This window comes from Roseomonas rosulenta (assembly GCF_016106005.1).
In the GTDB taxonomy this organism is placed as follows: Bacteria; Pseudomonadota; Alphaproteobacteria; order Acetobacterales; family Acetobacteraceae; genus Neoroseomonas; species Neoroseomonas rosulenta.
On record NZ_JACADR010000137.1, the window covers coordinates 1 to 11581 of the forward strand.

An 11581-nucleotide genomic window follows, 5' to 3' on the forward strand; every position below is an offset into this window, starting at 1 on the left:
GCGCGGCCAGCGCCGGCGCGCGCATCGCGGCGGCCACCACCTGCGGCAGGACCCGTGCGGCATGCGCCGCGCGCGCCGCCGCGTCGCGGGTCTCGAGCGCATCCATGTGTCCGGTCATCGCGTCCCTCCTGCCCGCGGGGCTTCACCCTCCCCGTCCGCCATGGCACACCATCGCAGCACGCGCACGGAGAGGGAAACATCATGGCCGGCGTCTTCTGGTACGATGGCACCTGGTCCACCGAGGAGCCGAAGGTGATCGGCCCGATGGACCACGCCTTCTGGCTGGGTTCCGTCATCTTCGACGGTGCGCGCGCCATCAGGGGCTGGGCGCCGGACCTCGATCGCCATGCCGCGCGCTGCGTGGCGTCCGCGAAGTCGATGCTGATGAAGCCGACCAAGACCCCGGCCGAGATCGAGGCGCTGTGCCGCGAGGGCATCCGCCGCATGGGCCCGGATGCGGAACTTTATGTCCGGCCGATGTTCTTCATCCGCAAGGGCCTCGGCGCCGCGCGGCCCGACCCCGACAGCACCGACTTCATCCTGTCGATCTACGACAGCCCGATCCCGGCCTGGGCCGGCTTCTCGGCCGTGATGGCGCCATTCCGTCGCCCCGCGCCGGACATGGCGCCGACCGATGCGAAGGCGTCCTGCCTCTATCCCAACGGCGCCCGCGCCTCGCACTATGCGGCCACGCAGGGGGCGGACAATGCCGTGATGTGCGACGCGCTCGGGCATGTCGCGGAGTTCGCCTCGGCCAACCTGTGGTTCGCAAAGGACGGGCAGGTGATCACGCCGGCGGTGAACCACACCTTCCTCAACGGCATCACCCGCCAGCGCGTGATGCGCCTGTTCCAGGACGCTGGCGTGAGCGTGCAGGAACGCGCGGTGAAGCCGGCCGAGCTCGACACGGCGGACGAGATTTTCTCGACCGGCAACTACGCCAAGGTGCAGCCCTGCACGCACTACAACGGGCGCGACATGCAGATCGGCCGCTTCGCGAAGCAGGCGCGCGAGCTGTACTGGCGCTGGATGGAAGGTGCGCCCAAGGTCGTCTGAGGGCGCATTTCGCGGGCAGCGTTGCCCGCGATGTGGGCGATGACGTCGTCCGTCCGCACGCATCGCCCGCGTGCCGGATGGACACCCACCGGCCGCGGGTGTTGGATTACCGCGCTGACGTGAGTGTCCGCGCCGCCGTGTCCGGCGGCCCTGGCGCGCAGGTCGCGACGGAGCATCCCTCATGGCATCCCCGCGCAAGATCCGCCTCGGCGTCTCCATGATCGGCATGGGCTACCACCTGGCGGCCTGGCGGCACCCTGACGCCTCGGCCGGCGGCAACATGGAGTTGCAGCACGCGGTGCGCGTGACCCAGGCCGCCGAGCGCGGGCTACTCGACATGGCCTTCCTGGCCGATGGCGTGGGCATCCGATTCAACGATGTACCGAAAGGCGCGCTGTCGCATACGAGCAAGAACGTCCAGTTCGAACCGCTGACGCTGCTTTCCGCGCTGGCGATGGTCACGCAGCGCGTCGGCCTCGTGGCCACCGCCTCGACCACCTACAACGAGCCGTATCATATCGCGCGGAAATTCGCCTCGCTGGACCACATCAGCGGCGGGCGCGCGGGCTGGAACGTTGTGACCAGCGCGACCGACATGGAGGCACAGAATTTCGGCCTGGTCGGTGCGCCACCCAAGACCGGGCGCTACGACCGCGCGGTGGAATTCGTCGAGGTGGTGAAGGGCCTGTGGGACTCCTGGGAGGACGACGCCTTCATCCGCGACAAGGCGTCCGGCCTCAACTACCACCCCGACAAGGTCCATGTGCTGAACCACGAGGGGAAGCACTTCCGCGTCGCCGGGCCACTCAACGTGCAGCGCACGCCGCAGGGCAGGCCGATCATCGTGCAGGCCGGCGCGTCGGAGGACGGGCGGGAACTTGCCGCCGCCACCGCCGACGTGGTCTATGCCGCGGCGCAGACGCTCGAGGATGCGCGCGCCTACTACGCCGACGTGAAGGGGCGCATGGCGAAGTACGGCCGCGAACCCGACCAGCTGAAGATCATGCCCGGCATCATGGCGGTGCCAGGCCGCACGCGGCAGGAAGCGCAGGACAGCTACCAGGTCCTGCAGGACCTGGTGCAGCCGGTGGTGGGGCTTGGCGCGCTGGCGAACTACCTGGGCGACCTGTCGGAGTACGACCTCGACGGCCCGGTGCCGGAACCGGCGAACGGGCGTGACCATAGCCGCGGACAGATCTTCCTGGAGATGGCGCGGCGCGGGAATCTCTCGATCCGCCAGCTCTATCTCTCGATCGCCGGCGGCAACGGGCACCGCACCGTGATCGGCACGCCGGCGGACATCGTGGATGCCATGGAGGAATGGTTCCACAACGAGGCCGCGGACGGCTTCAACCTCCTGCCCACCTGGCTGCCCGGCGGCCTCGAGGACGTGGTCGAGATGGTGATCCCCGAGATGCAGCGCCGCGGCCTGTACCGGACGCAGTACGAGGGCCGCACGCTGCGGGAGAACCTGGGCCTGGCCTGGCCGGAGCACCCGGCGTCGGCGCGCCGGCGAGCGGCGGTTGCGCAGGCGCTCGGGAGCGCGGCGCAATGAGGCGACTGCTGCTCGCGCTGCTGCTGGCATTCTCCGCGCCGGCATCCGCGCAGACGCTGCGCATCGGCATGAAGGCGGCGCTGGATGGCTCCGACCCTCACCAGTCCTATTCGCCCAATCGCAACGTGCAGATGCACGTCTACGAATCGCTGGTGAACCAGGACCAGTACCTGCAGCCCGTGCCGGGCCTGGCGGAATCCTGGCGCGTCGTGGACGACGCCACCTGGGAGTTCCGCCTGCGGGAGGGCGTGACCTTCCACGACGGTACGCCGCTGACCGCGGCCGACATCGCCTTCTCGCTGCGGCGCGCAGCGGATGCGCGGGGCCTTCGCACCTACAGCGCGCAGCTGCGCAGCTTCGCCTCGGTCGAGGAAGTCGATGCCCGCACGGTCCGCATCCGCACGCGCGGCCCCGCGCCGCTGCTGCATGTGAACCTCACCACCATCATGATCGTCTCCGCCGCCGCGGTGGGGGCGAATGCGACCGAGGAGGACTTCAACGGCGGCCGCGCGGCGCTGGGCACCGGGCCCTATCGCTGGGTGCGCTTCACGCCCGGCAGCGACGTGACACTGGAACGCGCACCGCGCCATTGGGCACCGCCTGAGCCCTGGCAGCGGGTGGTGTTCCGCTTCATCCCGAACGACAGCGCGCGCGTCTCCGCGCTGCTCGCGGGTGACGTGGACGTTGTCGATGCGGTGCCGCCGGCGCTGTACGGACGCGTGCGCAGCGACCAGCGCTCGCGCCTGCATACCGCGACATCGGCCTTCAACCTCTACATGTACATCGACAGCGGGCGGGAGCGTTCGCCCTTCGTCACCGGCGTCGACGGCCAGCCGCTGGATCGCAACCCGCTGCAGGACCGGCGCGTGCGCCTCGCGCTGTCCCACGCCATTAACCGCGCCGCCCTGGCCGAACGCGCGATGGAGGGCGGGGCCGAGGCCGCCGGCCAGATCGCTCCGCAAGGCTTCATGGGCCATGTACCAGGGCTTCCGATCCCGGCCTTCGATCCCGCCCGGGCCCGCGCGCTGCTGGCCGAGGCCGGTTATCCGAACGGCTTTGGCCTGACCATCCACTGCACGAGCGACCGCTTCGCCGGCGATGGCCGGACCTGCCAGGCGCTGGGCCAGATGCTGACCGCGATCGGCATCCGCACCGAGGTGGAGGCTATCCCCTCGAGCATCTTCTTCCGTCGCGCCAACCGCGCGCTTGCGGCCGGCGGGCCCGAGTTTTCCGTCTCGATGTCGATGTTCGCCTCCACCACCGGCGCTGCCTCCGAGGGCATGAACAACATCCTGCGCACCTACAATCCGGAGCTCAGCCACGGCCCGGCCAATCGCGGCCGCTATTCGGATGCGGTGCTGGACGGGCTGCTCGGGCAGATCGAGCGCACCATGGACGACACGCAGCGCGAGGCGCTGACCCAACAGGCCGTGCGCCGCGCGATGGAGGAAGCGGCGATCGTGCCGATCTTCTTCGTGCGCTCCGGCTGGGGCACCACGCGCAACCTCACGCTCGTCCCGCGGGGGGACCAGTACACCATGGCGACCGGCATCCGTGTCGCGCGCTGAAGGATAGGGCGATGAAGAAGAAGCAGCTCAAGCTCGGCGCCTTCCTGAGCGTGCCGGGCAATCACCTCGCCGGCTGGCGCCATCCCGATGCGGTGGCCGAGACCGACATGGATTTCGGCTGGTACATGCGCCTCGCGCAGATGGCGGAACGCGCGCTGTATGATACCATCTTCTTCCAGGACACGGTCGCGGTCGGCGGGTCCGATGCGCTCAAGGCCGGCGACCTCACGCGCACCCGCCTGTCGCGCATCGTCAAGCTGGAACCCACGGCGTGCCTGGCGGCGCTGGCGATGGGCACGACGCATATCGGGCTGGTGGCCACCGCCACGACCACCTTCAATGAGCCCTACAACATCGCCCGGCGCTTCGCGACGATCGACCACATCAGCAAGGGCCGCTGCGGCTGGAACCTGGTGACCAGCCAGATCGAGGACGAGGCGGGCAACTTCAACCTCGACACCCATGTGGACCATGCCGCGCGCTACGAGCGCGCCATCGAGTTCTACGAGGTGGTCGCCGGGCTGTGGGATTCCTGGGAGGCGGACGCCTTCCTGCGCGACAAGGAGAGTGGCGTCTGGTTCGACCGCGACAGGATGCATTTCCTCGACCACCACGGGCAGCATTTCCATGTGCGGGGTCCGCTGAACGTCTCGCGCACGCCGCAGGGCCGGCCGGTGGTGGCGCAGGCGGGGTCGTCGGAACCGGGGCGCGAACTGGCGGCGCGCACGGCGGATGTGGTCTTCACCGCGCAGACCGAACTGGACGCCGCGCGCGCCTTCTTCGCGGACGTGAAGGGGCGCACGGCGAAGTACGGACGCACGCCGGACGACATCAAGATCATGCCCGGCATCACGCCGGTCATCGGCCGCACCATGGCGGAGGCGCAGGAGAAGTACGACGAGCTGCAGGCGCTGCTGCCCGACGACGTCGCACTCGCCGCGCTGGCGCGCTTCACCCGCGGCATCGACATCTTCGCTTATGACCTGGATGGCCCGATGCCCGACCTGCCCGAGGCCAATTCCGCCAAGTCGCGCCAGAAGCTCATCATGGACATGGCGCGCAAGAACAACATGACGCTGCGCCAGGTGGCGCGTTCTGTCTCCGCCGCGCAGGGCCATCGCGTGCTGGTCGGCACGCCGGAATACATCGCCGACGAATTGCAGGAATGGCTCGAGAAGGACGCCGCCGACGGCTTCAACGTGATCTGCAACTACTACCCGAAGCCCTTCGAGGATTTCTCGAGCCTGGTCATCCCCGAACTGCAGCGCCGCGGAATCTTCCGCACCGCCTACGAGGGCACGACGCTGCGCGAGAATCTCGGCCTGCGCGTGCCGGAGAACCGCTACACCCGCGCGCGCCGCGCGCAGGCGGCGGATTGACCGCTCAGGGCCGGTGCAGCCGCGCGCGTTCGCGCGTGACGGTGCGCCGGCCGCGCTTGTAGGCCATCAGCACCGGCGCCACCGTCCGCAGCGCCATCTCCGGCGTCTCGGCATCCAGCACCACGAGGTCGGCGGGATTGCCCACCGCCACGCCGTAGTCGTCCTGGCGCAGCAGCCGCGCGGCGTCCTTCGTGATCATGTCCCACACCGCGCGGACCTCGCTGTCCGACCCGCGATTGGTCACGATCGCCTGCATGTTCGCCTGGCGCAGCAGCTGCCCGTCCCCGAAGGGTGTGAAGGGATTGAGGATGTTGTTCGACGCCACCGAGCACAGCACGCCCTGCTCGGCCAGGCGGTTGGCGTCCACCACGTTGCGCGGCGCGTTCGCCTCGACATGCCGCCCGCCCAGGTACAGGTCGGTCGCGGTCAGGATGGTCGCCGCCACGCCGGCATCCGCCATGCGCTTCGCCACCTTGTCCATCGCCGGCCAGGGCATCGCCGCGAGCTTGGTCACGTGCCCCACCGCGACGCGCCCGCCCCAGCCGTATTGCTCGGTCAGGTCGCAGACGAGCAGCGTGTCCAGCTCCTCGGCCGAGGTGCCGCTGTCCAGGTGCATGTCGATGTCCACGTCGAACTCGCGCGCCATCTCGAAGACGCGGCGGATCTGCGCGGCGCGGTCGCTGTCGTAGTTCGGCGCGGCACCCACCACCGTCGCGCCATTGCGCAGCGCGGCTACCATCAGCTCATCCGTGCCGGGATTGTTGGTCAGGCCCTCCTGCGGCATGACGCAGATCTCGAGGTCGATGGCCCAGCGGTACTTCTCGATCAGCGCGCGCACGCCCTCCACGCCGCGCAGCCCGACCTTCGGGTCCACCTCCGCATGGGTGCGCATGCGCGTGGCGCCATGCAGGATGCAGTTCTCGATGGTGCGGGACGCGCGCTCGGTCACGTCCTCGACCGTGAAGGTGTGCTTCACGGCCGAGACCCGCTCCATCGCGCCATGCGGGAAGCGCTGCGTCTCGCAGGCGCAGCGGCCCAGGATGCAGGACTTGTCGAGGTGGATATGCGTCTCGACGAAGCCCGAGCACACGACACGCCCGCCGCCCTGCGCTTCTTCCGACGCGCTCGCCTCGAGGCGCGGCGCGATGGCGGCAATCCGCCCGCCCGCCACGCCGATATCCATCGCGGGTTCGCCCGGCTTCGCATCGGGCAGGCGCACGTCGCGCAGGATCAGGTCGAGTTGCATGGCGGTCTCCGGAAGGGGTGTGGCGATCGAACCACGCGCGCCGCGCGTCGTCCATGGCACACGCCTTGCGTCTTCCGTGGCATCATTTCCCCGACATGCCGGAGCAAGCCATGACCCGCACCACCCGCCGCGCCCTGCTGACCGCCGCCGCCGCCCTGCCGGCGGCGCCTCGCCTCGCGGGCGCGCAGGCCTGGCCGAACCGGCCGATCCGGTGGATCGTCAACTTCCCGCCGGCCGGCGCGGCCGACATCTTCTCGCGCACCCTCGCCGAGTATTTCGGCAACCGCCTCGGCCAGCCGATCGTGGTCGAGAACCGCCCCGGGGCCGGCGGCATGCTCGGTGCCGACATCGTCGCCAAGGCGCGCGGGGATGCGCATACGGTGATGATCTCCTCCGCCGCCTCGCACGGCATCGGGCCGGTGCTCTACGCCAATGTCCCCTACGATCCGCTGGCCGACTTCACGCACATCCATTCGGTCGCGACCTTCCCCACCATCCTAATCGTCGGGCCGAACGTCGCGGTCGCGACGATGGCGGAGCTGGTGGCGCTGGCCCGCGCCAGGCCGGGCGAGATCACCTACGGCTCGGGCGGCAACGGCACGATGAATCACCTGACGGGCCAGCTGCTCGCGCGTGCTGCGGGTATCGAGCTGACCCACGTGCCCTATCGCGGCTCGGCCCCGGCCATGACCGACGTGATGGCGGGCAACATCCCGGTGCTGATGGAAAGCCTGCCGACCGCCATGGGCAATATCCAGGCCGGCCGCATGCGCGCCATCGCGCAGAGCGAGCCCGAACGTTCCGCCACCCTGCCCAACGTGCCGACCTTCGCCGAAGCCGGCTTCGCCGCGGCGACCTCGACAAACTGGTTCGGCTTCTCCATCCCCGCCGGCGTCCCGCCTGAGACCGCGGCGCGCTGGGAACAGGAGATCGCCGGTGCGCTGGCGAGCCAGCAGGTGCGCGACCGCTTCGCCACGCTCGGCGTGCGACCGGGCACGCTCGGCAGCGCCGCCTATACGGCGCTGATCCGCGAGGAACTCGCGCGCTGGCGCGAGGTGATCCGCGCCGGCAACATCCGCGCGGACTGACTCACGGCCGCAGCGGCGCGCTCTCCCCGCGCGCCACTGCGCCGAACACCAGATCGTTGTGCGCGCCCGCCGCGGGGCCGGTCCAGCGCACCATCTCGCGGGGCGCCACACCGTCGAAGCGGAAGGGTGCCGCCGGGTGCAGCACCTGGCCGATCAGCGGATCCGCCACCTCCATCACCCAGGAGCGGTCGCGGAAATGCGGGTCGTTGGCGCAATCCGCCATGTCGTACAGGCGCGAGCACGGCACCTCGGCGGCTTCGAGCACGGCCTCGGCCGTCGCGGCATCGCGCCCGCGTGTCCACTCTGCGATCGCGGCGTCCAGCTCCGCCACGTTTGCACAGCGGCCGGCATTGTTCGCGAAGCGTGCATCCTCGGCCATCTCCGGCCGGCCGATCGCCGCCATCAGCCGCTTGAAGATCAGGTCGGAATTGCCGGCGATGCACAGCCACTTCCCATCCGCGCAGGGATAGGTGTTGGTCGGTGCGGCGGTCTTGATCGCCGCCCCCTGCGGCTGGCGCACCCAGCCGAACAGCCCGTATTCCGGCAGCATGCCCTCCATCAGCGAGAAGACGCTGCTGACCAGGTCCACATCGACCACGCGCCCCTTCGCCGCCGGGTCGCCCTTCACCTGCCAGCAGGCCGCCACCACCGCCATGGCGCAGTACATCCCCGCCAGGTCGTCGCTGATGGACACCCCGCAGCGCGGCGGCGCGTAATCCGTCTGGCCGGGATTGGCGGTCAGGTGGCGCAGCCCGCCCATCGCCTCGCCGATCGCGCCGAAGGCCGGCTTGTCGCGATAGGGCCCCTCCTGCCCGTAGCCGGAGATGCGCCCGATCACGAGGCGCGGATTGGCCGCGTGCAGGACATCCGGGCCGAGCCCGATGCGCTCGAGGTAGCCGGCGCGGAAATTCTCCACCAGCGCATCGGCGCGCTGCAGCAGCGTGACCAGCTTCTCACGGTCCGCCGGCTTCTTCAGGTCCAGCGTCACGCTCAGCTTGTTGCGCCCGTGCACGCTGAACCACACGGCATGGCCCTCGACGCTGCTGCCCCAGCCGCGCACCGGGTCGCCATCGGGGGGCTCGATCTTCACCACCTCGGCGCCGAGGTCGGCCAGCAGCCGGGTGGCGAAGGGCGCGGCGATGTAGTGGCCGAGCTCGACGATCTTCAGCCCTTCAAGGGGCAGGTTCGGCGCATGTGTCATGCCTTCCCCCATACGCCGGATCGCGGCGGCGGAAAATCGCGGCGCCAGCAACGCTTCGGCAAGCAAGGCCCGTGCATCTTCAACCCCAGGGCGCCGCGGCGCCCAGGTCTCCCTCGTGGCACGGGTCCTCCCTCCCGTTGCTCCCGCCCGGCGCGCCGGGCGGACCACCTCGGGGCGGGGCCGCCGGTCCCGCCCCACCTTTTTCGCCGTCCTGATGCACATCTGTGATGAAGTCGCCCCGCCCGGCCGTCTAGGCTTCGCCCGTCCCTTGCCGCCGCAGGAGCCGCCATGACCCCCGACCAGACCCAAATCGTGCAGACCACCTGGCAGCAGGTCGTGCCGATCGCCGATACCGCCGCGACACTGTTCTACGACCGCCTGTTCGAGATCGACCCGACGACCCGCCCGCTGTTCCGCGCCGAGACCCTGCCCGAGCAGAAGCGCAAGCTCGTCACCATGCTGAACACCGTCGTCACCGGGCTGCACCAGCCCGAGCGCATCGTTCCGGCCGCGCAGGCCCTCGCACGCCGCCATGTCGGCTATGGCGTGGCCGCGGGGCAATACGACAGCGTCGGCGCCGCCCTGCTCTGGACGCTCGGCCAGGGGCTGGGCGATGCCTGGACGCCACAGGCGGAAGAGGCCTGGACAGCGGCCTACACGCTGCTGGCCGGGGTGATGCGCGACGCCGCCGCCTGATCCGGCGCGGGCCGCCGCCCGGCCCGATTTCCACTCTGCGCGCTTTTGCGGCAGATTCCCGCCATGCAGGACGGGAGCCGCCAGCCATGACCGACGACGAAGCCCTCGCCCGCGCCGCGGGCCTCGGCGCCCCCTGGCGCGGCCGCGAGGCCGAGATCGCCGAGGCGATCGCCCATGCCCGCCGCCTGGCCGGTTCCTTCCCCCGCCCCGCCGACGAGACCGCCGAGCCGATGCCGGCCTTCGCCGTGCCCATGCCGAAGGGCCGCGGCGCATGACCGCGCCCGAGAGCATGACGCTGGCCGAGGCCTCGGCCGCCATCGCGCGCAAGCGGATCTCGCCGGTCGAATACCTCGATGCGCTGCGCGCGCGCTTCGATGCGCTGGAGCCGCGGCTCAACACCACCATCCGCCCCTTGTGGGACGAGGCCCGCACCGAGGCGCAGAAGGCCACGCGGCGCATCGCGCGATCCGGCCCGCGTTCGGCCATCGACGGCCTGCCGGTCGGGCTGAAGGACATCATCGACCTCAAGGGCCACCCCACCACCTGCCATTCGCGCCACCTGCTGGACAACATGAAGCAGGCGGATGCGGCGGTGGTCGCACGGCTGCGCGCCGCCGGCGCGGTGTTCCCCGCCAAGCTCGCGACGCATGAATTCGCCATTGGCGGGCCGGCCTTCGACCTGCCCTTCCCGCCGGCGCGCAACCCGTGGAACGCGGCGCATCATCCGGGCGGGTCGTCCTCGGGGTCGGGGTCGTCGGTGGGCGCGGGTATCCTGCCCGCCGCTCTCGGCACCGACACCGGCGGGTCGGTGCGCCACCCGGCCAGCCATTGCGGCATCGTCGGCATGAAGCCGACCTACGGGCTGGTGTCGCGCCGCGGCGTGTTTCCGCTGGCGTTCACGCTGGACCATGTCGGGCCGATGACGCGCGACGTGGCATCGAACGCGCTGCTGCTGAATGCCATCGCAGGCCATGACCCGGCCGACCCCGGCAGCGCGGCGGTGCGGGCCGAGAACTACGCCCGCGCGCTGAAGAAGGGCCTGACGGGCCTGACCATCGGCTTCGTGCGCCACTTCCACGAGACCGACCAGCCCGCCACCGCGGAAGTCGCCGCCGCGATCGAAACCGCGGCGAAGCTCATGGCGAAGCAGGGGGCGAAGGTGAAGACCGTGACCCTGCCCACGCTGACCGAATTCGCCGGCGTCAACCGCGCCATCCTGATGAGCGAGGCCGCCGCCATCCACGGGCGCTGGCTGCGCGAGGCGCCCGAGGGCTACTCGAACCTCACGCGCAAGCGTCTGGCCCCCGGCCTGTTCGTGCGCGCCGAGGACTACGTGAATGCGCAGCGCCGCCGCCGCGAACTGGTCGCCGCGGTGGAGGCCGCCCTCGCCGAGTGCGACCTGCTGCTGACCGCGAGCAGCATGGACCCCGCCTGCCGGATCGATGACCCCGAGGCGGTCGAGATCACCTATCCGCGCCAGGCGCGCACCCCCTTCAACGTGACGGGCCACCCGGCGCTGACGCTGATGTGCGGCCTCTCGCAGGCGGAAGGGCTGCCGCTCTCGCTGCAGCTGGTCGGGCGCTACTTCGCCGAGGCCACGATCTATCGCGCCGCCGCCGCCTACGAGGTCGCCGCGCCGTGGAAGGACCGGCGGCCGGCGCTGTGACTGAGGCACCGGCCCGGCGCGCGCGCCACGCGATGGCCCCGCATGGCCGCAGGCGCGGGATGCGACGCCCGTGAGCCCCGAGGGCCCCCTGCTCCCCGCGCCCGCCGCGCGCCGCACCGTGGCGTC

The 11581-nt window shown here is 70.7% G+C and carries 10 protein-coding genes; 8 read left to right on the top strand and 2 right to left on the bottom strand.

Translation table 11 applies throughout. The features are described 5' to 3' along the window. Positions 1-201: 201 nt before the first annotated feature. The 4 genes from HW578_RS15990 to HW578_RS16005 all read left to right on the top strand — a co-directional run bounded on the left by HW578_RS15990 (position 202) and on the right by HW578_RS16005 (position 5558). Entirely contained in the window at positions 202-1056 is an 855-nt protein-coding gene (locus HW578_RS15990) for a branched-chain amino acid aminotransferase (RefSeq protein ID WP_198371552.1), read from the top strand. A 181-nt stretch (positions 1057-1237) separates the two neighbouring features. After that, entirely contained in the window at positions 1238-2611 is a 1374-nt protein-coding gene (locus HW578_RS15995; protein ID WP_198371553.1) for an LLM class flavin-dependent oxidoreductase, read from the top strand. Continuing rightward, complete coding sequence (locus tag HW578_RS16000; protein WP_198371555.1) at positions 2608-4179, top strand: ABC transporter substrate-binding protein; 1572 nt, start codon at positions 2608-2610, stop codon at positions 4177-4179. Before HW578_RS15995 ends, HW578_RS16000 begins: the two co-directional genes overlap by 4 nt. Positions 4180-4190: 11 nt before the next feature. Next, positions 4191-5558 carry an LLM class flavin-dependent oxidoreductase gene (locus tag HW578_RS16005; protein ID WP_198371557.1) on the top strand — a complete coding sequence of 456 codons (1368 nt, stop codon included), beginning with the start codon at positions 4191-4193 and terminating at the stop codon, positions 5556-5558. 4 nt (positions 5559-5562) lie between these two features. Here the strand turns inward: HW578_RS16005 and HW578_RS16010 are convergent, their stop codons facing one another. Then, entirely contained in the window at positions 5563-6804 is a 1242-nt protein-coding gene (locus HW578_RS16010) for an amidohydrolase family protein (protein ID WP_198371558.1), read from the bottom strand. A gap of 110 nt (positions 6805-6914) precedes the next feature. Between HW578_RS16010 and HW578_RS16015 the strand changes: the two genes are divergently transcribed. Next, on the top strand, positions 6915-7892 hold the full coding sequence (locus tag HW578_RS16015; protein WP_232479014.1) for a Bug family tripartite tricarboxylate transporter substrate binding protein: 978 nt from the start codon (positions 6915-6917) through the stop codon (positions 7890-7892). Position 7893: 1 nt separating this feature from the next. Here the strand turns inward: HW578_RS16015 and HW578_RS16020 are convergent, their stop codons facing one another. Further along, positions 7894-9093 (bottom strand): CaiB/BaiF CoA transferase family protein, encoded by a 1200-nt coding sequence (locus tag HW578_RS16020; RefSeq protein WP_232479015.1) that lies wholly within the window; start codon positions 9091-9093, stop codon positions 7894-7896. A 288-nt stretch (positions 9094-9381) separates the two neighbouring features. On the opposite strand from HW578_RS16020, the gene HW578_RS16025 reads away from it, so the two are divergent. From HW578_RS16025 to HW578_RS16035, 3 genes are all read left to right on the top strand, one after another. After that, a complete protein-coding gene (locus HW578_RS16025) occupies positions 9382-9789 on the top strand; it encodes a globin family protein (RefSeq protein ID WP_198371561.1) in 408 nt (135 codons plus the stop codon). An 86-nt stretch (positions 9790-9875) separates the two neighbouring features. After that, positions 9876-10064 (top strand): hypothetical protein, encoded by a 189-nt coding sequence (locus HW578_RS16030; protein ID WP_198371563.1) that lies wholly within the window; start codon positions 9876-9878, stop codon positions 10062-10064. Continuing rightward, positions 10061-11455, top strand: coding sequence for an amidase (locus HW578_RS16035; protein ID WP_198371564.1), 1395 nt, complete (start codon positions 10061-10063; stop codon positions 11453-11455). Before HW578_RS16030 ends, HW578_RS16035 begins: the two co-directional genes overlap by 4 nt. The last annotated feature ends 126 nt before the right edge of the window (positions 11456-11581 follow it).

Excerpts from the sequence above, each read along its gene's own strand:
- HW578_RS15990 (WP_198371552.1), top strand. The coding sequence starts at position 202 with ATGGCCGGCGTCTTCTGGTACGATGGCACCTGGTCCACCGAGGAGCCG.
- HW578_RS15995 (WP_198371553.1), top strand. The coding sequence starts at position 1,238 with ATGGCATCCCCGCGCAAGATCCGCCTCGGCGTCTCCATGATCGGCATG.
- HW578_RS16000 (WP_198371555.1), top strand. The coding sequence starts at position 2,608 with ATGAGGCGACTGCTGCTCGCGCTGCTGCTGGCATTCTCCGCGCCGGCA.
- HW578_RS16005 (WP_198371557.1), top strand. The coding sequence starts at position 4,191 with ATGAAGAAGAAGCAGCTCAAGCTCGGCGCCTTCCTGAGCGTGCCGGGC.
- HW578_RS16010 (WP_198371558.1), bottom strand. The coding sequence starts at position 6,804 with ATGCAACTCGACCTGATCCTGCGCGACGTGCGCCTGCCCGATGCGAAG.
- HW578_RS16015 (WP_232479014.1), top strand. The coding sequence starts at position 6,915 with ATGACCCGCACCACCCGCCGCGCCCTGCTGACCGCCGCCGCCGCCCTG.
- HW578_RS16020 (WP_232479015.1), bottom strand. The coding sequence starts at position 9,093 with ATGACACATGCGCCGAACCTGCCCCTTGAAGGGCTGAAGATCGTCGAG.
- HW578_RS16025 (WP_198371561.1), top strand. The coding sequence starts at position 9,382 with ATGACCCCCGACCAGACCCAAATCGTGCAGACCACCTGGCAGCAGGTC.
- HW578_RS16030 (WP_198371563.1), top strand. The coding sequence starts at position 9,876 with ATGACCGACGACGAAGCCCTCGCCCGCGCCGCGGGCCTCGGCGCCCCC.
- HW578_RS16035 (WP_198371564.1), top strand. The coding sequence starts at position 10,061 with ATGACCGCGCCCGAGAGCATGACGCTGGCCGAGGCCTCGGCCGCCATC.